Source organism: Winogradskyella maritima (assembly GCF_042650215.1).
Taxonomy (GTDB): Bacteria; Bacteroidota; Bacteroidia; order Flavobacteriales; family Flavobacteriaceae; genus Winogradskyella; species Winogradskyella maritima.
In genome coordinates this window covers 1-20,824 of sequence record NZ_JBHSAT010000005.1, presented here as the reverse complement: position 1 = coordinate 20,824, position 20,824 = coordinate 1, and the positions used below count along the sequence as shown (strand labels likewise).

The 20,824-nt window shown below is 38.0% G+C and carries 20 protein-coding genes; 4 read left to right on the top strand and 16 right to left on the bottom strand.

From position 1 onward, the window contains the following. Positions 1–68: 68 nt before the first annotated feature. Positions 69–488: a hypothetical protein gene (locus tag ACFOSX_RS10195; protein WP_386100337.1), complete on the top strand. Its 420-nt coding sequence runs from the start codon at positions 69–71 to the stop codon at positions 486–488. Here the strand turns inward: ACFOSX_RS10195 and ACFOSX_RS10190 are convergent. After that, complete coding sequence (locus ACFOSX_RS10190) at positions 474–932, bottom strand: GNAT family N-acetyltransferase (RefSeq protein WP_386100334.1); 459 nt, start codon at positions 930–932, stop codon at positions 474–476. The genes ACFOSX_RS10195 and ACFOSX_RS10190 overlap by 15 nt on opposite strands. Next, the gene (locus ACFOSX_RS10185; protein ID WP_386100331.1) at positions 919–1,941 is read right to left on the bottom strand and encodes a formimidoylglutamase; all 1,023 of its coding nucleotides are present in this window, start codon (positions 1,939–1,941) and stop codon (positions 919–921) included. Before ACFOSX_RS10185 ends, ACFOSX_RS10190 begins: the two co-directional genes overlap by 14 nt. A 109-nt stretch (positions 1,942–2,050) precedes the next feature. On the opposite strand from ACFOSX_RS10185, the gene ACFOSX_RS10180 reads away from it, so the two are divergent. After that, positions 2,051–2,938, top strand: a complete 888-nt coding sequence (locus tag ACFOSX_RS10180; RefSeq protein WP_386100328.1) for a chromosome partitioning protein ParA — start codon at positions 2,051–2,053, stop codon at positions 2,936–2,938. 52 nt (positions 2,939–2,990) lie between these two features. On the opposite strand, the gene ACFOSX_RS10175 is transcribed toward ACFOSX_RS10180, so the two are convergent. From ACFOSX_RS10175 to ACFOSX_RS10155, 5 genes are all read right to left on the bottom strand, one after another. Next, entirely contained in the window at positions 2,991–3,560 is a 570-nt protein-coding gene (locus ACFOSX_RS10175; RefSeq protein WP_386100325.1) for a hypothetical protein, read from the bottom strand. Next, positions 3,541–4,779, bottom strand: a complete 1,239-nt coding sequence (hutI, locus tag ACFOSX_RS10170) for an imidazolonepropionase (RefSeq protein ID WP_386100322.1) — start codon at positions 4,777–4,779, stop codon at positions 3,541–3,543. The genes ACFOSX_RS10175 and hutI overlap by 20 nt, the downstream gene beginning before the upstream one ends. Before the next feature lie 81 nt (positions 4,780–4,860). Next, the gene (gene fumC / locus ACFOSX_RS10165; RefSeq protein ID WP_386100319.1) at positions 4,861–6,258 is read right to left on the bottom strand and encodes a class II fumarate hydratase; all 1,398 of its coding nucleotides are present in this window, start codon (positions 6,256–6,258) and stop codon (positions 4,861–4,863) included. A gap of 95 nt (positions 6,259–6,353) precedes the next feature. Then, a complete protein-coding gene (locus ACFOSX_RS10160; protein ID WP_386100616.1) occupies positions 6,354–7,013 on the bottom strand; it encodes an ABC transporter ATP-binding protein in 660 nt (219 codons plus the stop codon). Between the two features lie 44 nt (positions 7,014–7,057). Next, positions 7,058–9,496: a DUF5916 domain-containing protein gene (locus ACFOSX_RS10155; RefSeq protein ID WP_386100316.1), complete on the bottom strand. Its 2,439-nt coding sequence runs from the start codon at positions 9,494–9,496 to the stop codon at positions 7,058–7,060. Between the two features lie 188 nt (positions 9,497–9,684). Between ACFOSX_RS10155 and ACFOSX_RS10150 the strand changes: the two genes are divergently transcribed. Then, on the top strand, positions 9,685–9,951 hold the full coding sequence (locus tag ACFOSX_RS10150; RefSeq protein WP_386100313.1) for a hypothetical protein: 267 nt from the start codon (positions 9,685–9,687) through the stop codon (positions 9,949–9,951). A 45-nt stretch (positions 9,952–9,996) separates the two neighbouring features. On the opposite strand, the gene ACFOSX_RS10145 is transcribed toward ACFOSX_RS10150, so the two are convergent. From ACFOSX_RS10145 to ACFOSX_RS10105, 9 genes are all read right to left on the bottom strand, one after another. Further along, entirely contained in the window at positions 9,997–10,578 is a 582-nt protein-coding gene (locus tag ACFOSX_RS10145; protein ID WP_386100310.1) for a type 1 periplasmic binding fold superfamily protein, read from the bottom strand. Positions 10,579–10,641: 63 nt separating this feature from the next. Continuing rightward, positions 10,642–13,041, bottom strand: coding sequence for a TonB-dependent receptor (locus tag ACFOSX_RS10140; RefSeq protein ID WP_386100307.1), 2,400 nt, complete (start codon positions 13,039–13,041; stop codon positions 10,642–10,644). Between the two features lie 34 nt (positions 13,042–13,075). Continuing rightward, positions 13,076–13,417, bottom strand: coding sequence for a hypothetical protein (locus ACFOSX_RS10135; protein WP_386100304.1), 342 nt, complete (start codon positions 13,415–13,417; stop codon positions 13,076–13,078). After that, positions 13,414–13,905, bottom strand: a complete 492-nt coding sequence (locus ACFOSX_RS10130) for a DUF6787 family protein (protein WP_386100301.1) — start codon at positions 13,903–13,905, stop codon at positions 13,414–13,416. The genes ACFOSX_RS10135 and ACFOSX_RS10130 overlap by 4 nt, the downstream gene beginning before the upstream one ends. A 27-nt stretch (positions 13,906–13,932) precedes the next feature. After that, complete coding sequence (locus ACFOSX_RS10125) at positions 13,933–14,370, bottom strand: DUF6146 family protein (RefSeq protein WP_386100298.1); 438 nt, start codon at positions 14,368–14,370, stop codon at positions 13,933–13,935. Between the two features lie 190 nt (positions 14,371–14,560). Further along, positions 14,561–15,202, bottom strand: coding sequence for a DUF937 domain-containing protein (locus ACFOSX_RS10120; protein ID WP_386100295.1), 642 nt, complete (start codon positions 15,200–15,202; stop codon positions 14,561–14,563). Positions 15,203–15,300: 98 nt separating this feature from the next. Next, positions 15,301–16,254: a D-2-hydroxyacid dehydrogenase gene (locus ACFOSX_RS10115; protein WP_386100292.1), complete on the bottom strand. Its 954-nt coding sequence runs from the start codon at positions 16,252–16,254 to the stop codon at positions 15,301–15,303. 98 nt (positions 16,255–16,352) lie between these two features. Beyond that, positions 16,353–17,417, bottom strand: coding sequence for a 3-phosphoserine/phosphohydroxythreonine transaminase (serC, locus tag ACFOSX_RS10110; protein WP_386100289.1), 1,065 nt, complete (start codon positions 17,415–17,417; stop codon positions 16,353–16,355). A gap of 83 nt (positions 17,418–17,500) precedes the next feature. Then, positions 17,501–18,559, bottom strand: coding sequence for an acyl-CoA reductase (locus ACFOSX_RS10105; protein WP_386100286.1), 1,059 nt, complete (start codon positions 18,557–18,559; stop codon positions 17,501–17,503). A gap of 96 nt (positions 18,560–18,655) precedes the next feature. Here ACFOSX_RS10105 and ACFOSX_RS10100 point away from each other — a divergent pair, with 96 nt between their 5' ends. Beyond that, on the top strand, positions 18,656–19,009 hold the full coding sequence (locus ACFOSX_RS10100; protein ID WP_386100283.1) for a 4Fe-4S dicluster domain-containing protein: 354 nt from the start codon (positions 18,656–18,658) through the stop codon (positions 19,007–19,009). The last annotated feature ends 1,815 nt before the right edge of the window (positions 19,010–20,824 follow it).

The following is a 20,824-nucleotide window of genomic DNA, read 5'->3' as shown; positions in this document are numbered from 1 at the left end:
TTATGGGGTTTATGGGATTTGGCATGCAGAAGTGAATATATACCATGCGTCCACGACAACCTTACTCAATGCAGAGAAAAGGAACATTCACTGTTGTGCCTAATTACTCCAGAACATTTAAAATTCAACCTAGCACCAATAAGAAGTCTTACGATATAACACCTTATATTTTCGGCATCGCATTTATCATCTTACTATCGGCTTTGCCCAGATATGTGTCTTACGAGAATCAATTGGATAAAGCAAAACTTCAAGTTGACCAAATAAAGAATAAAAACACGTTCAATTTTCTGATTAAGTCTGGAAAAGAACTTTTACAAGCGCATAATTTATCTGGAGCCTATTCTGAATTTAAATTAGCCTTAGCCATATTGCCAGATAACACTGAAGCACAGTCTTATGCATTTGAAACTCTAAGTCTACTTTGTAATGATTATAGGCTGAACTGTGATGAGTTAGATAAGTTAGATAAGTTAGAACTCCAATAACATCTTAATATTACTCCGTTCATAAGGGCTATTGGGCTCTACCGGAATTTCCTTAAACCCGTATTTGCGATAGATGTAGATGGCATTTTCTAAAATAGTATTGGAGTAGAGCATAAGCGCATCCCAATTTTGGCTTTCAGCAAAATCGATACACTGTTGCATCAGTTGCTGTCCTATCTTTTGGCCTCGTGCTTCGGGCGATACGGCCATTTTAGTGAGTTCAAAAATCTTTACATTATTAGTCGGCATAAGAGCAACTGTACCTAAGACTGAATCGTCCTTTACAGCGAAAAAAATATGACCACCTTTTCCAATTATATAGTGTTGTGGTTTGCTGAGAACCTCTTCATCAAAAGGTTCAACGTAAAAGAAGGTTATTAACCATTCAATATTTAAGTCGTAAAATGCTTTGGCATATTCGGGTTGATAACTAACGATTTGCATGCTGTTTTGCTTTAATAAAATCGGTAACTAAATACGTAATGAGCTTTCCAACGTTGTACGCACCCGTAGGTATGGCCTCGCAAATATGAAGATATACGGCCTTTTTTTGCATACCAAAATGATGAACAAACCGACGTGCTTGTTTTGTAGTAAAACCATTTGGCGTCATGGCGCTACTGGGTACGTTTTGCATGGTGTCACAGTCTAACTCTATACCAAAATAGTCCTTGCCCATAAACTTTTCAGACCTATTTAAAGCTTTATTAAAGCTGATGTCTTTTCGAATTGAAATAGCTTCATAACTAATGTAATCTGCGCATTGTAGCTTATCTAGTTTTTTAAATATGTTTTTTGAGGTATAATTTTCATGAAGACCAAACACCATATATCTGTTTAGAAATCCTTCAGCATAGGCGTAACTAAAGCCATTGCCACTGTGCCGACCTTCCTCAGTTCTAAAGTCAGTATGCGCATCAAAATTTATGGCGCTTATCTGTTGGTTTAGTGCCAAGGCGCTTCCCTTTAAATTTCCATAAGCGTTATTGTGGCCACCACCAATGATAATGGGGGTTTTCCCTGCTTTGATGATGGAATAGACAATATGCGAAACGTCTTTATCAATCTCTTCTACAAATTGTCTAGCCGATTGGACCTGTTTTTTTTCAGATTTATGGGTGTTTTTAATCGTTTCAAGTTGACCATCATAGTCTAAATGGCCTAAAACGACCACCTTATTTGATTGAATAAAGTCGTTATTTTGAATATTTAACAAAAATTTTATTGTAGCCTCCCAGGTGTCCTCAGTCCCTGATTTTCCGTGGTTTGCAAAGACACCGATAGACTCTGAAATTCCAAAAATGACATATTCAACGTCCAAATCTTTGAGTGCGTCGTATATGTTAGTGATGTTGCCGAGCAATGTCAACCGTTCTCCAAATTTTGTTTCTCCTTTGCGTTTATTGAGAAGTGAATCGCGATGCTTTTTAGAAAACAACTGAAGGTGTTTCATACGAGGAAAAACGGTTAAATATTAAATTTAAAAATACAGTTTTATTTGGTTATTTTCGGACTGAATTCAAACAAAAAAAGAATTAACAATAACATAAAAACGAAACATTATGGCAGAATCTAATAGCAAGAGTATCGGACTTAAGGTCGCATTAGGTATTTTATTGGCCTTATTTTTGGCAACCGCATTTTACACTTCTAAACTCTATACAGAGAAGCAGGAAACTGAGGCCGTTTTGGTCAATGAGAAAAAACAGGTAATGAACGACCTGAGTAACATGGCGGCACAGTACGATGAAGCTATCGCCGAGAACGAAGTGGCAAACAGTGATTTGGTAGAGGCAAGAGAACGTATCCAAGGCTTGATGGACTCTTTAAAAGTATCTCAAAATAGTGTCAATAGCTTATGGAGGTACAAAAAGAAATACGCAGCTTTACAAGAAGAAATGGATATTCTTTTAAAGGAAAACGACCGTCTTAAAGGTGAAAACGAATTATTAGCAACGTCTTTAGACAGTACTAAAGTTCAGTTGGCAGAGCGTACTATGTTTACCGACTCTTTATTGGTTCAGAACACTGAATTAGCAGAAGTGATGGAAGATGCTGCGGCATTACAGACCGTAGAACTTAAAGGTTTTGGTGTTATTGAAAGAAGTAGCGGTAAATTAATCCCTACCGAACGCGCAAGACGTAGTGACAAAATTAGATTATGTTTTACCGTTGCAAAGAATAAATTGGCTGAGCCAGGCGATAAGGAATTATATGTTCAAGTGATTGACCCTAATAATAATGTTTTGGGATTAAATGATCAAGTTCAGTTTGAAGAAGAAGTATTGAATTATAGTTTAATTAGCCGTTTCAATTACGAGAACCGTAACCTCAATATCTGTGAATTTGTTGCTCCAGATGGCGATTCTAAATTCAGCGAAGGAAGATATACCGTAAATGTATTTAACGATAAAGAGTTGATTTCTAGCTCAGAGTTTACTCTAAAATAGAAATATTTGGTTGGTTGGATAAAGATCCGGAAGTGCTAAGCTTCCGGATTTTTTATGTACTTAATTCAGAGATGCAAGCTTCTCGTAGTGTCCATATTTCTTCAAATGAATAATCAATTTCATAGTCAAGAATCCATTGTTTAATAAAATTTTGGTGCGTGTTGAGTTTGAAGGAGCCAATAGCTTCGGGCTGTATAAAATATTCTTCAAGTAAATCAGTGTCAAACGCTAATGACCTCTGATGAGGGAACGTAAGATCGAAACGTTTACCATCGTATTTTAAATAGGTGTGGGCTTCTGGAATAAAGTCGAGATCAGTGTTTAGAAGAATGTTGGAAATCCCCTTTGTATTTTCAGCAGTCATTTTATAAATACCGAGGACTAGTTTTATGCTTTCAAAACCTTGTTCTTCAGCGACAGCTTTCAAAAAGGCATGTTTGGTTGAACAGGTGCCTTTATTTTCGTTTATTATGGATTTGAAGTCTTTTCGATCGGAATTTCTACCATAGGGGAGTTGATGCACAAAGTTTATGACATCACCATATCTATGAAGACCAAGTGCTATACATTTGAGGGATAATTCTCCTGAAGGATATATGTTTTTATTTAAATAACTGTCCATTAATTATCACAGTGTCTATAGGATCATCACCAAAGGCGTATGGCAATTCAAAATAACTTTCCATTGGTTTAGTAATAATAAGGTTAGCTTTTTTTCCTCTGGTAATACTACCGTAGGTTTTTTCCAAGCCCATAGCATAAGCGCCGTTGATAGTTGCTGCGTTAATCGCTTCTTGAGGTGTCATTTTAAGTTTAATGCAGGCTGTGCTTACTATAAAATTCATATTACCGCTTGGCGTGGATCCTGGATTATAATCCGTGGCAATGGCTAAAGGTAAACCTGAATCAATAATTTTCCGTGCAGGTGTGTACGGAATGCCCAAAAAGAATGAACATGCAGGTAAGGCAACAGGCATTGTATCACTGTTTTTTAGCGCTTCGATGTCATCATTATTTAATTCTTCTAAATGATCGACCGATAAGGCTTTGTGCTTAACACCTAAAGCCACGCCCCCTAAAATATTGAATTGATTGACATGTATTTTAGGTTGTAGATGATAGGTTGCTCCGGCCTTAAGAATAGCATCTGTATCTTCAACAGAAAAGTACCCTTCTTCACAAAAGACATCAATATAATCTGCAATTTGAAGGTCAGCCGCTTTTGGAATCAACTCATCGGTAATTAAATTGATATAGTCCTGTTTGTCATTTTTATAGTCTTCAGGAATGGCGTGCGCGGCCAACAAAGTCGGAATTATTTTAGCGAGACTTTCTTGTTTAAGGCGTTTAACCACCCGAAGCATTTTTAATTCGGATGCTACCGAAAGACCATAACCTGTTTTTATTTCGATAGCTCCTGTGCCTAGGGCAATGACTTTATTGAGTCGTTTTAAGGATTGCTGGTAAAGGTCTTCTTCAGAAGTTTCTGCTAAAACTTTAGCTGAATTTAAAATCCCGCCACCACGATTAGCGATTTCGGCATAGCTTAAACCGTTAATTCGGTCTACAAATTCATTTACACGGTTGCCAGCATAAACAATATGGGTATGTGAGTCGCACCAAGAGGGTAAAACTATTTTTCCAGTAGCATCGATGGTTTGCTCAGCCTCAATATTTGTAAAATCTTCCATAAGCCCAAACTCGATTATGGTATCATTTTCAATATAAACATAAGCGTTTTCAAGTATAGGTAGATTAGCCATGGCCTTACCTCGTAGTATATCCACTTGTTGCTCTCTAACTTGAAGCAATTGTTTTATGTTTTTAATTAGAATGGACATCGGTTGGTTTTTGGTAAAGTTAATTAAAAAAGGCCTTAATGGGTTTATGCATCAAGGCCTTGAGTATTTAAAAATTTAAGATTATTTCAAACTTCCTACCATGTTCTCAGGTTTTACCCATTCGTCATAATCTTCAGCAGATACATAACCTAGATTAACAGCTTCTTCTTTCAGCGTAGTACCATTTTTATGGGCAGTATTGGCAATTTCCGCCGCCTTGTAATAACCAATCTTAGTATTAAGCGCCGTCACCAGCATTAATGAGTTATTCAATAATTCTTTAATCACTGCATGGTTAGGCTCAATACCTACAGCACAATTTTCCTCAAAGCTGACGCATGCATCACCGATGAGTTGTGCCGATTGCAAAATATTTGCTGCCATCATCGGTTTAAAGACATTAAGTTCATAATGACCCTGTGTGCCGCCAACAGTAACTGCGACGTCGTTACCCATAACTTGTGCGCAGACCATAGTTAAAGCTTCACACTGCGTCGGATTGACTTTTCCTGGCATTATGGAGCTTCCTGGTTCGTTAGCAGGAATAATAATTTCACCAATGCCTGAACGTGGTCCAGAAGCCATCATTCTAATATCATTTGCAATTTTATTTAGGGCTACGGCAAGTTGCTTTAGAGCGCCATGAGTTTCCACAATGGCGTCATGAGCTGCGAGTGCTTCAAATTTATTTTCAGCTGTAACGAATGGCAAATCCGTAAACTGTGCAATGTATTTAGCAACCAAAACGTCGTAACCTTTAGGGGTGTTAAGTCCTGTGCCTACTGCAGTGCCACCCAATGCCAACTGGGCTAAATGAGGTAATGTGTTTTCTATGGCTTTTAACCCAAAGTCTAATTGTGCTACATAACCCGAGAATTCCTGACCCAATGTTAAAGGTGTAGCGTCCATTAAATGCGTACGACCAATTTTCACAACATCCTTAAATTCCTGTGCTTTTTCGTGCAGGGTGTTTCTCAATTTAATAACACCAGGTATCGTGGTTTCTACAACCTTTTTATAGGCTGCAATATGCATTCCGGTAGGGAAGGTGTCATTTGAACTCTGTGATTTATTGACATCATCATTTGGCTGAATGGTTTTTTCGCCATGACCAATAACCTGTCCTGCAATTTGATGCGCCCTGTTGGCGATAACTTCATTAACATTCATATTACTCTGCGTACCAGAACCAGTTTGCCAAATCACCAAGGGAAACTGATCATCATGCTTTCCTTCTAAGATCTCATCACAGACTTTTGAAATTAAATCACGCTTTTCATCAGTCAAAACGCCCAATTCGGCATTGGTATAGGCAGCCGCCTTTTTTAAATAAGCAAATCCGTATACAATCTCTAATGGCATAGAGCCTGCAGGTCCTATTTTGAAGTTATTTCTAGAACGCTCGGTTTGTGCGCCCCAAAGTTTGTCGGCAGGTACTTTTACCTCGCCCATGGTATCTTTTTCGATTCTGTATGACATGATGTATTCGGATTTTTTAGTCTTTACAAAGTTACGAATAGTCTAAGACCTATGGAATTTTACCCATTCAATTTTAGGGTTGAAAATACTGGAGATTAAACTATTTTACCATCAACCATTGTCAAAGTCCTATCCGCCATATCGGCCAATTCCTTATTGTGGGTAACAATCACGAAGGTTTGGTTAAATTTTTCTCGCAAGTCGAAAAATAATTGATGTAACTGCTCTGCGGATTCACTATCCAAATTTCCTGATGGTTCATCAGCAAAGATGATTTTAGGGTTATTGATTAAAGCTCTTGCCACAGCAACACGCTGCTGTTCACCACCGGAAAGACTGTTTGGTTTATGACTAACCCTGTCTTGTAACCCTAAATAGGAGAGAAGCTCTTTGGCGCGTGCTTCCGCTTCTGCTTTTGGAGTATTATTGATGAAAGCCGGTATGCACACATTTTCTAATGCCGTGAATTCTGGAAGTAATTGATGGAACTGAAAGATAAAACCAATATTGGTATTTCTAAAACTCGCTAATGCTTTGTCTTTTAAATTCTTGACGGATTGCCCATTAATAATGAGTTCTGTATCTCTTTTGTAGTCAGGCTTGTCAAGAGTCCCTAAAATTTGAAGAAGCGTTGTTTTTCCGGCACCTGAAGCCCCTACAATGGATATAACTTCACCCGATTTAATCTCTAAATCAACACCTTTTAAGACATCGAGGTCTTTATAGCTTTTATATATGTGTATTGCCGAAATGATACTGCTCATGCCGTGAAATTAGCAATATAAGATGCATTGTGCAATTAGGAATTGTTATTATTTTTCTTGAAAATAGATTTGATACCGTTGGAATCAATAAAATATTGAATACGAAGCGAAAACTGATTCAAAATAGGTTGTTCGAATAAATTATTTAAACTTGAAGAAAATCCTTCATCAGCCTGATTGTCAAAATTAAAAAGTTGATTTCTGTATAGGGCTGTTAAGAAACTGCCCGGTGCAAATTGCCAAGAATAACTGAGGTCTACATTCCATGTGCTAAAATTAATGTTAGGGTCCCTGTTCGCATTATCTAAGTTATAACCGGAGTCCGTCGTAAGTCTTCCATTATCTAATAGTGTAAATAGTCTATAGTCATAATCCACAACATCCCAATAATGCCGAAATGAAAGCCCTAAGGCATGAAGCGGATTAAAGGCATAATTAGCCCTTATTGTATTGGTAACCCGTGACCTGTTGCGTTCACCAAAAATCGGCTGGTCATCTTGAAATGTAGCATAACCTCTTTCGCCATGACTAAAACTGTATTCAAATTCATACACAAAAAGGGTATGCTCGTTAAATCGGAATCTTGGACTTATTTCTAGATTATATCTGTAAAAATCACGGCCTTCTTCTGAGATACCACCAATCTCAAAGCGGATGTCATAGGCAAATGGGAGATTGTAGTTCGATGAATAGAAACCATTGACCTCTCCATAATTTTCAAATATGAAAGGTCTACCATCACGAGATTCAAAATAATCGTATTGTTTACCAGGCCTAGTGTTTATGCCAAAACCGTAAGCATTCAATTTTTTGGTTCGTGCAAAATAGCGTCCACCCATTCCAAGGCCCGTACGTACATGAGGATTGGCAAGATTTTCGTGGTTGAGATAGAAATTGACGCGATAACTATTCAAATTACCTTGAGGTTCAAATATTTCATAGGATGCATCCACACCAAAATTACTGAAGTTATTCCTAAAGTTTAATCCTAAGTCATTGATATCAAACTTAGTATCTGCATAACTGTAATCAAAACTGTATCTAAAATTACCGTGCGTTTTTCTAATATTGAAAAATGATGAAAAGCCGGTTTCTGCATCAGTAGTCTGATAATTGACGTGACTTAACCGATTTCGGGTAAAGATTCTGTAGGTATTTCTTTTATTCTGAATATTGGCTTCTAAAGCTGTAGCATTAGCATCTCTAAATTTGCCTTCACGCAGTGTATTTGTATTAATGAGGCTCACTGAAGAGTTTCCATTAAATTGCTGGTCAACCACCAAAATATTATAATTGGTAAATGGCTCAATCACTGCAGTTCGTCTTTCGTCTGTATCTTCGTTAAGAATACTGACTTCAGTGGTTTCTGTAATGGCATTGAAAATACCAACGCCAAGACCACCTTTAGTTCGCCCCGAAACTTTTAAGGCGTTTAAAACTTTGGTTTTAGAAGGTCTGGTGAATGTTTCATTTTCTGCCGTTTCAATTATGCCTGAAGGTGCATTACCTACACGTCTCGAGAAGAACAGATTTCCTTTAGAAAACAAATCAACACCTTCAGTAAAAAACTGGCGCTGTTCTGAAAACGTCTGCTCAAAGGGGCCCAAATTGAGGACGAGGTTGTCGAATCCCGCTTGTGAGAAATCAGGAATCAAAGTGGCATCTAAAGTAAAGTTATCGGTGATACCGTATTTTAAATCCAGCCCGATTGGAATTTCAGTTTCGGTTTGCCCATCAAAATCAGAAATCAAGAAGGTAGTAAACGGATAGAGATTTAATCGTAACGGTGGTTCTACATTGTCTAAGCCTATTAATTCGCCGTGATAAAGCCCTACAATGCCCTGTGTTATATCAATAGGATTCCAGGATGACTGAGCCCTAGTCCTTCTTATCTGTCTGTGAAATTGTATACCCCAAGTTGGCTTTTCTTGCGCTGCAAAACGTAGCGCTCGGTAGGGAATAGCCATTTCAACCGTCCATCCATCATCTTGCATTTTTACAGCACTTTCCCAAACGGCATTCCAACTAAAATCTTCACCTACTGTTGGATTGGAAATGGCATCGGTCTGAGTTCCAGAACTCGTGACGAAAAAATTTGTGTCGTTCTGGGCGTCATTATTCGGATTGAAAACTACACCAAAAAAATCAGATTGGCCAAAATCATCCCGTGCTGTGAATTGACGCATAATCAAAGCTGGGTCATCATAGATGTAAGCCGCTACGTAGATGGCTTTATCATCATAAGTAACTTTTACTTCAGTACGGGTCTCATAGGGATCTTGAATTCCGATTTCTGGTCTAAATTGAATAAAATCTGTGGCAATTTCTGCATCATTCCAGACTGTTTCATTAATATTACCATCAATTTTTGGAGCTTCCTCAGTGCGTTCAATCTTGAGCTGTTTTTTGGTTTGGGAAAATCCAATTAACGAAAATGATAGAAGAAGTATGGGAAATAGGGCGCGAAATTGCATTGGTCTGATGGTCGTCTTTAATCGTTGCCACAAAACTAAAGCGATAGATAGTGCGTTGTTCCTAAACAAACGTTAAAAGTCCTTTTGATTTTCAATCTCACTATTTTGAATTAAAAGAGGTAAGTCCCGTATTGTCAGGCTTTATAAATTGGAACACTTCTTGATTACTTCAAACTAAAAAACAATACATGACAAAATATCAAAAATTAGGACTTGGTTTAGTGTTTGACGCTTTGGGTTACTTATCCTTTGTGTTTCCGCCATTCGATTTTGTTTGGGCACCATTGTCCGCATGGCTCATGACCAAACTTTATAAAGGCAATACAGGTAAAATAGCCGCAATTATAACATTTGTAGAAGAGGCTTTGCCATTCACTGACGTTGTTCCAACTTTTACTCTTATGTGGTTGTACACTTATATATTTAAGAACAACGAATCCAAAACTATAGTTTAAAAAAAGCGCCACTAGGGCGCTTTTTAATCTTTATTCTAATCATTCTTATTGAATGGCTACACCATTAAATACAATATTTATGTCTTCAGAACCACCAGTAGCTGTTCCGAAACCGTCTGAATCGTCAACCGAAGTTGGCTCATGTATTAATCTAATCTGTACGTTTCCTGTACTTGCAGCTCCAGCTACCCAAGTGGTATTTACACCTAGCTTGCTACTTTCAGGGCCGTCTACATCGTTGGCGTCTCTAGTCATTGTTAAGTTGATACTATTGACTGCATAAGCAAAAAAGTGCTCGTCCGCCTCAGGGATGATATCATCATTCAATACATCGTCAGCTGGTGTTTCAGACGTATTTGTTATTGCTAAGCTTAGTGAATACGTTGCACCAGAGGTAAAGCTTCCAGAGATTGTCTCAGTTGACGTACCATCTTGTCCGTCTGGAGCTATACTTGTTAATGTTACTGTATCCATAGCATCTGCATCGTTGGTAAACGTTAATACGACGTTAGTAATTAATTCTTCTGGGTTAACTGGTGCAGGATTATCATCGTCGGAACATGATGTAAATGTTGCAACAAGTATTAAAGCAAAAAATGCATTGGTTAAATTTTTTATCGTTTTCATAGTATTTGATTTTAAAAAAGTTGTATTCATTTTATTTTTTTGGTTTGTTCTTGTTAAGTTTTTTTAATAATTGAATTGTAATTGTAGAGCTATATTTCTACCTAAGTCATCAGCAAAATAACGTAGTTTGTTTAAGTAATCTCTGTATGTTGTGTTTAATACATTGTTGACTGTTAAAGAAACATTCAAACTCTTTTTACCACCAAGCTCAAATATAGCGTCACTGTAAAAATGCAGTAAATGATAGGCTGGGGGCGGATTACTAATTGGTATTTCAATCTGTTCTCCGGTCAGTTCATCCTCAACATTATAGTTGAAATTTGGGAATTCGTTTTGTTCAAATACCCATTGCGATTTTAAACTAGCCGAAAAATTAGACCAATTAGGATTGTAATATCTAATCTCATTGGTAGTCGTAAACGCAGGAATATCAATCAAAGCCAAATCGGTTTCTAAATCATAGCCTTTGATGATGGATGACTTATTTTGAAATTGCCATTTCTCCGTAAAGTCCCAACGTGCATAAACATCCAAACCAAATAGCTCGGCATTAGTTTGCTCATAAGCCCAAAAGGGGAAAGGCCCCCTGTTTGTCAAAATATCATCAAAAGGTCTTAAATAGATATAATCATTAATTCTATTATAAAAGACGTCTGTTAAAAGATTGAAGTTTGAAGTCGTATAGGTATACGATGCGGAAACTCTATTTGAAATTTCTTTATTGAACCTTAAATCTCCTAATTCAAACCTGGCGGCGGAATGGTGCAAGCCATCACTAAAAAGTTCAGACACATTTGGCGGTCTGCTGGTTAAGGCATAATTGAATAAAATTTCGTTTCGTTCGTTCAACGCATATTTAATACCAGCAGAAGCGGAGATATTGTGGTAATCAAACACAGGATTAGTTAGAAACTGCGTTGGAAATTCTTCAATTATAATATCTGAAAAATCCACATCGTAACCACGGTCTTCCCAGCGCGATTTTAAATAGAACTTCTTCGCATCGATTCTGTTAAAATCATAGCGCAGACCGACATCAAAAACGGTTGCGTCGTTGAGTTGCCATTCCATCACAGAATACACACCAAAATCATACTTTTCGTAATCCGGAATTAGACGCCTAACACCCGTATCCGGATTGGCGAAATTATCCTGAAAACGTCCCATGATACCAAAGCTAAATTTTTGGTCTAGCTTTTTGTCAATGTTGACATCCGCAGAAAACGTATGGGTTTGTAGCGTTAAATCGACTGCTGGGATGTCTCTTCGGTCTCCAATCCTGATGTCAAATTCCAAGCGCTGATTATATTGGTAGTCGTATTGTAAATTAATCTTACCAAAATTCTGAAAGCGCTTGTAATAATTCACTTTTGCTAAATGATGCGTGATGTCCTGTTTTGGCGCATTGATGTCATAGCTAAAGTCTTCAATCAAGGTCGGTTCGCCAGAAATTATAGCACGTCTCAAATCAAAAACACTTCCTATGTGTGAAGCACCTAAAATTCCAATTTCGTTATTTAGAAAGCTATAGTAAACTTCAAAACCTGAGTTAAAAGATTTTCTTCCTGTATTTAAAGAAAATCCAACGGACTCAGACCCAGTGTTTGTTAAGTTGTAATCGGGAGCTTCAAAGTCACCATTTCGCTTATAACTACCTTGTGCATTGGCAAACCAACCGGTTGCATAACTTTTATTGAGTTTTGAAGTAATATTAAAACCGCGACCATTGGTTTGTCCACCTATGAGTGTACTTCCGTATAATGTATCCTTCAAAATTACTCGTGTAGGATTTAATACCACAACGCCACCAACCGCATCGCCACCAAAGGCCAAAGCCCCTGATCCCTTAATCACAGAAATATTATTCGCCGAATTAATATCTATGCTCGGTGCGTGCTCAATGCCCCATTCTTGGTCTTGCATGCGCACATTATTGTTCATAATTAGCAAACGGCTACCGTACATTCCATTTATGACAGGTTTTACAATGCTGTTACCCGTATTAATTGAGGAAACACCAGGCACTTCTTTTAAAGCATCACCTAGGCTTAGACTGCTGTAGCGTTTAAGCGTTTCGGATTTGAGTACAGTTTCTTGTCCTGTTGATGTTTCCTTCTTGCCAGTACTTGCTTTTACGGATACTTCATCTAAATCTTCAATATGATGCTCTAGTCGAATTGATTCAAACTGGTCGCCAGTCACTTCAAATGATAGTTCCCTTGTTTCGCACGCAACGTGAGAAATCTTGAGTTCTAAGGTTGAAGTGCATAGTTTTTCAATTTTAAATTTCCCCAGCTCATCAGATATAAAGTATTTATCCAAGTTTTTTGCATAGATGGTCGCTGCCACAATGGGCGTACCATCATGGAAATCCTTGAGTTCTCCTAAAAAAGTGTAGTTACAGTCTTGTCCAAAGCCGAAAAACGACAGTGCACATAGCACAACTGTGATGTTAAATTTCATCTATTGCGGTCTAAATTATACGTGGTCTAAAAGTCTAAGAGACTTTTGGTGGGCCACGCTGAAACCGCGTTAATTGCTGAAGTTGTTTGTAAGAAATATAGTAATCTAAAAAGTCTTCGGATATTTCCGGTCTTTTTAAGATTTCAAAATTTTGAGTGGTAGCATAATAAACCTTTGAGATTTGAAACTTATAGAAGTCACAATGCAAGTCTTTTTCGTGAAAATGGGTGTTTAATTGACCGTCTTCATTACAGATAATATGTTTTTTGTGATTGTAACTGTGTGACGCTTTAACGGCTATGGGCAGGAGCAAACAAACGATAAGCACTGTAGATAGTACTTTATAAAATATTGAGAATGTTGGCTTTTTCTTCAATCTACTAATCGTTTTAACCCGAATCGTCTGAGCATTTTCTTTTCAAACTCCCAGAAAAATTTGAATTGCCCAAAGAGCCATCCAAACGTAACTAACAGAATTTGATAAAAAATTAGTCCAATGATAACGAATAAAACCCAATAGAGAATAGGGTTTAAGTTTTCTTTAGTAATTCCGATGAGCTCCATTATTGGCCGTCCTACAAAGACAGACGATGAGCCTGTGATGGCAAAAACAATAAAGACGCGAATCATCTCCCAACGGTATTGTAATTCCCATTTTTTGGATAACCACTTGAATAGTCGTAACGTGATTTGAAGCAAAACGAAGAATAGAACAAGCGTAGTTATGCTGACCAAAATCCATTGTTCAGCCCAAATGCGATACGAAACCCTAAAGGCTGAAAAACCAAGTCCAATAAGACCTAAAAGCGGAAATAGTAATTGCCAGTTTTCTTGAATTTCCCAATCCTTTTTAAATTTTCCCATAGCACTAAATTGTGCCACAAATTTACATTAAATCCGAGGAATAAACGATGCCAAACGTTGGTTGTAAGTAAGCTGAAAATAGATAAAATAATTATAGAGCTTATAATTTATTTCGTAACCATAATCTATATTTCTGTTATAGTCTATTCTTAATTCGTATAGATTAGGATCGAAACGTCTGGGATTCAATACTCTATTATTCCATTCCTGGACATACAATTGATTCCTAGTTTCCATAAAACTCTGCGAATAGTGCCCTCTAGGTCTTGCAGTAGACGCTAACCAAGCATTGAAACCGGGTTCTATGATTATAATTTCATACGTATTCTCATCACTTGAAATAACAACAGTGTCATTCTCGACCAAACTTTCTTCACGTTCATCAGTCACGGGCCCTATGCCTTCAACAGATTTACAGCTAGACAATACACAAAGAAGTAGGAGAATTGGAATAATAGTTTTCATAATATAAAGGTATTAATTGTTGATTTAAAAGTTGCTTTTATTGTGTTAATAAGCACTTCAAACAACCGAAAACATTCCTTTTATAAAAAGTGACAATGCGTAAAGCCTGTATTTAACTGTGTTAACTATGGCTCTCAATGAGGCATAAAAAAAGCCACTCAAGGAGTGGCTCTGGTAATTACTTTAAAATTTAGCGCTTGCCTCCAAATAAACCGCCGAGTAGACTGCCTAAACCACCTCTCTTTTTAGTACCTCCAAGTACCATGCCAGCAACATCATCAATAACGCTACCGTCACCGTCAGCATCTAAAATAGTCTCTAGGAAACTTTGTTCTTGCTTAGGCGAGTTGTCTTTTAATAATCCACCAAGTAAACCTGAAAGTCCAGATTGGTCATTCACATTGCTTTGTCGCTTTTGTTTACCGAGCATTCCCATTAAAATAGGAGCTGCAACTTTTAATATTTGCGCCACCGAGCCAGAATCGACACCAGAGTGCTGACTTAAAGCTGTTTCAACGCCACGTCGCTTACCACCAAGAACATGACCCAATATTTTTTCTCCATCGGTCATCACATTTTGGTCGACACCTCCAGAAAACAAGCCTCCAAGATTATCCAGAATACTTCCATCATGCTTACTGTTTAAGGCACCTAATAGTCCTTCAGCACCTTGTGGGTTAGCAGCATTGCGTTCCATGGCTTTCATTAAAACTGGCATGGCCATAGTTAATAAATGACTGGTTTTGTCTTCTTGTACTCCTGTTTGTCGGGATGTACCGCTGATTATTGCTCTACCGACATCGCTATTTAATAAATCTAAAATTCCTGACATAATTTTTGTTATTCGTTAGTTAAAAATGCTCATGAAGGTACAAAAAAAGTCCCAACATAAGTTAGGACACAAAAAGTTTGATAAAGTCACATAGTGATTTAAGACTTAAATATGTTTATTATTTGTGAGGCCAATTCTTCACCAATTCTGTCTTGCGCTTCATTTGTTGCCGCGCCAGTATGTGGTGTTAAAGAAAGGGCAGGATTCATTAATAAGCCCATTTCTGGTTGTGGTTCTTTTTCAAAAACATCTAATGCTGCTCTCGCCACTTTTCCACTTTCTATGGCGTTCACCAATGCCAATTCATTAACAACGCCACCACGAGCGGCATTAGCAATGATAACACCATCTTTCATTTGTTTGAATTCTGCCTCGTCAATTACATATTCTTTTTGTGCAGGAACATGAAGCGTTAAAAAGTCCGACTGTTTTAAAACCTCTTCTTTAGAGATCGTTTTGATTTTGAAGTCGATCGACTGTCCATCGAAAAACTCTAACTTTAAATCGGCTTCCTCCATAAAAGGGTCAAAAGCAACAACTTTCATACCTGAACCAAGCGCCACTTTTGCAGTCGCCTGACCGATACGGCCAAATCCAAGAACACCTAAGGTCTTACCTTTTAATTCGGTACCCTCTGCATAGGCCTTCTTCAGAACTTTAAAATTGGTGTCGCCTTCCAAAGGCATGTCCCTATTGGAATTATGCAAAAAACGAGCAAGACCATACAAATGGGCAAATACCAATTCGGCTACAGAATGCGATGACGCCGCCGGCGTATTGATGACGTGCAGTCCTTTGTCTCGGGCATAATCCACATCGATATTATCCATACCAACACCACCACGGCCAATGATTTTTAGGCTAGGGCAGTTGTCTATAATATCTTTTCTAACTTTCGTTGCACTGCGGACTAAAAGTACAGTAATGTCATTTTCGTTTATATAATTTTGAAGTTGCTCTTGTGCCACTGTCGTTGTTGACACGTTGAATCCGGCTTGCTCTAAAGCGTCTATACCACTTTGTGAAATACCGTCGTTTGCTAATACGTTCATGATAAAAGTTTAAAGTTCAAAGTTTAAAATTGTTGCTTGTCTTAAACTTTATGACTTGTCTAATTTTAATTTACTAAATACTAATTACTGAAAACCAATTACGCCTTACTCTCCAATTCACTCATCACTTCAACCAAGGCTTTTACACTATCTACGGTAAGTGCATTGTACATGGATGCACGGTAACCGCCAACACTTCTATGACCATTTAATCCATTGATTCCTGCCTCTTTCCACATGGCGTCAAAGGTTTCCTTAAGATTTTCATTTTCTAGTGTAAATGTAGCGTTCATCATTGAGCGGTCTTCCTTAACGGCATAACCTTTGAATAAGGGGTTCAAATCAATTTCAGAATAAATGATACGTGCTTTCATTTCATTTTCCTTTTCAATCGCTTTGATACCGCCTAAGTCCTTAAGCCATTGCATGGTTAACATAGACGTGTACACGGCAAAAACAGGAGGTGTGTTAAACATACTACCTTTGCTGATGTGTACTTTATAATCCATCATTGATGGGATTTTTCGGGAGACTTTTCCTAAAATATCTTCTTTAACCACAACTAAAATAGTTCCTGCGGGACCCATATTTTTTTGAGCACCGGCATAGATTAAATCGAATTTTGAAAAATCCAGCTGGCGTGAAAAAATATCGCTACTCATATCGCAGACCATTGGTACAGGAGAATTCGGAAACTTCTTCATCTGTGTTCCGAAGATGGTATTGTTAGATGTACAGTGGAAGTAATCGTAATCTGAAGGAATTTCATAACCCTTCGGAATATAGTTGTAATTCGCTGATTTTGAAGAGCCTACTTCGTAAATATCATCATAAATCTTTGCTTCTTTAATCGCTTTGTCCGACCAAGTTCCTGTATTTAAGTAACCTGCTCTTTTTTCAAGTAGGTTAAGGGCAACCATTAAAAACTGCGTGCTTGCGCCACCTTGCAGGAATAAAGCCTTATAACCTTTGCCTTCCAAACCAAGGAGTTCCAAAGCCAAAGCTCTTGCTTGTTCCATCACATCCACAAAAGGTTTGCTACGGTGCGAAATTTCCAGTAGAGAAAGCCCATTATCGAAATCCAATATGGCTTCTGAAGACTTCTGTAATACGGATTTTGGCAATACGCAAGGTCCTGCGCTAAAATTATGTTCTTTGGTCATTTTAAGTCGTTTTTGAAGCAAACAAAGGTGATAATTATATGATGAAATGCTGTTATGAATTTGATAAAACTTGTCACGTCTTTTTAACAGTTTAATAAAAATTGAAGGGTATCTACACCATCGGCATAATCCCATAGCTGAGGCTCTTGTGTTTTTCCGAATGGAATTTCACTTTTATCGAAACCATTTGCTACTATGCATTGAATATTTTCAGATTCATTCTTCAGTTTATTCTGAAGACTTTCCACATCCGAATAATACTCATAAAACACTGTAGCTATTGGCGAAGCGAAGCTTTCATCTTCCTTAATCATCAAGAAGCCGTTTTCCAACATATCAAATTCGCTCATCAAATAAACGGCCTTGTTGTAATCGTAATTGTTGGCGTATTTATTTTCGTGAATGATATTATGCCACTTGTATACGCCTTTAAAAAAAGCTTGAAAGTCGTATCCTTTTGGAACAAATAGTTTTGACACATTTCTACAACCCAAACCGTAATACCTGAAGATATCATCGGATAGGGCTTCGAGCTGTTCGTGGGTTTCGTTTCCGGTCAACACAGCAACTGAATTTCTGTTTTTTCTGATGATGGACGGTTTGTCCTTAAAGTAATATTCAAAATAACGGGCCGTGTTATTGCTTCCTGTGGCGATGACGGCATCAAAGTCTTCCAATTTTCCTTCGGTAAAAGTGATGCGTCCTTTAAACTCAGGTTCCACATATTCCAAATACTTCGCTAAAAAGGGTAGAAGGTGCTTATCATTAGACGATTGTTTTGCAATAACCTTGTGTCCAGAAATCAAGACGCTTAAAAAATCATGGAAGCCAACCAACGGAATATTCCCTGCCATAATGATGGCTATATTTTTCGGTTCAACCAACTTAAAGTTATAGTTGTTTATCCAATGCTCAATATTACTTTTAGTCAAGGATTTAGACCAAGACTCCAATGCAAATAATAGGTTCTCTTTTTTAAACCAATCGTTATGTTCGTAAGCTAATTTTATCTGGTGTTTAAAGCCATCAAAAAATAGGTCGTTATGTTCAATATCATCACGTTTTTCAATTTTTTGGTTTGAGAACTGACTAATAAACTGTCCTAATTTTTCAAAGGCTGTTATCCGCTGATTCAGGTTCATTCTATTTGCGTAGTTATGCTTTTGGCTTTATTTTTGCACTTCAAAATTGATGTTTGCAGACTGCAAAATTAAGCAAACAAAAAAGAAAAATTAGCTATGGCGATTATTATAACGGACGAATGTATTAACTGTGGTGCTTGTGAGCCCGAATGCCCAAATACGGCGATTTATGAAGGGGCTGACGATTGGCGTTATAAGGATGGCACAAGTTTAGACGGCAGCGTTGTATTGCCCAACGGAAAAGCTGTTGATGCCGATGAAGCCCAAGAGCCGATTAGTGATGAGATTTATTATATAGTTCCGGATAAATGCACGGAGTGCAAAGGTTTCCACGAAGAACCACAATGTGCGGCGGTGTGCCCTGTGGACTGCTGTGTGCCTGATGACAACAATGTGGAGTCGGAAGCGGTATTGCTTGGTAAACAAGCCTTTATGCATCCTGAAGATTAATTATTCATTTTTTTATAAGGAGTTTCTTTCATTTTTATTATTACATCCTGAAAATTAGCGTTTTAACAAATTTAGTGTAGTTTATTTATATTAATCTACTTCCTCTAGTTACTTAGTTGTATATTGTTGATTATTCGAATGTTAGGCATGATTAGTAGCATATAATTGTCCTAAAATACATTTACTTCTTACTTAGTTCAGGTGTTCCGAACCTAACTATGGCTTTCCGTTTTGTGTTATGATTTTTACTAATCTAAATCATATCAATTATGGAAGTTCGAAATTTTACATTTTATGGAGGCAATCTGTTGTCTTCAAAAATCCCCAAATTAGCTCTTAAATTGCTGTTGGTACTCCTTATGTTTTCTTGGAGTAGTCAATCGGTATATGCACAATGTGATGATGAGATCTCTGCATGTAGTGCTGCTGGTACTGGATCCGGTAACAGTTTTATTCCATCTGGGAATGGACCAACACCAGACATGGCCAAATTATATTGCTCTAACAGTTCTGCAGTAAGTAACGGTATAATTAATTGTACCACGGCCGCTGATACTGATGGTTGTGGCGTAGATGCCAGTGCGCCGGGAATAAACGTTGCATTTAGTGACCCTCAACTATTTGTGGATGAAGGTGTGCCTGCTGTTTGTTACAGTTCTGATGGTGACCTATATAATTATATTCAATGGATTGTATTTGCTACTCCTGAAAACATTAATTCAGTGAAATTACAAGGCGTAGGTAAAATGGATGCCTGGGCGGTATTTCATGCCGGTCCAATTAATACCCTAGGAAAATCTGGTAGCCAAATAACTTCTGAAATTCAAAATTTTTCTACTGCAAATTTAAATTATGTTGAAGATGCCTGTAGTGATCAAAACCAATATAAGACATGGATTAATCCAGATGCAATTATTGGTGACGATATAATCAATGTCTATTTTATTGCTTTAATGTACGATGTCATTAGCAATGGATCCATAAATTTTAAAACTAAAGAATGTGAATTTATACAATTCTGTGAGCCAGAAGTAAATTGTCCACCAGAGGCATTAACATTCTGTGAAGGCGAAGGCGATTTAGGCACGATTTCTACTTGGATAGATGGATTTGATAGAACTGAATGTGGCAACACATTTACATCTATAATTGTGGGAAATGGCGAAAATGGACCATTTGATGCTAATCCTGAAACAATTGCGGCTTTGGCTCCTGGAACTTATACTATAACAAATAAATTAACCGATGGTAATTCGATTGTTGTTGCGGAGTGCATGGCTACTATAATTGTTTATGAAGACACAACAGTTGACGCAGGAGCGGACCAAACGATCTGTGAGGGTGACGATGTTACTTTGGGCGGAAGTTTCGGAGGCGGAGCGACCAGTGCAACTTGGAGCACGAGTGGGGACGGAACGTTCAACGGTAATGTTTACNTGGGCGGAAGTTTCGGAGGCGGAGCGACCAGTGCAACTTGGAGCACGAGTGGGGACGGAACGTTCAACGGTAATGTTTACACGCCAGGATCGGGTGACATAGCCGCAGGAACGGTGGACTTGACATATACGACGAATGATCCGGACGATCCATGTGATGCCAAGTCAGATGATTTAACCGTGACGATCAATCCAGACACTACAGTTGATGCAGGAGCGGACCAAACGATCTGTGCGGGTGACGATGTTACCGTGGGCGGAAGTTTCGGAGGCGGAGCGACCAGTGCAACTTGGAGCACGAGTGGGGACGGAACGTTCAACGGTAATGTTTACACGCCAGGATCGGGTGACATAGCCTCAGGAACGGTGGACTTGACAT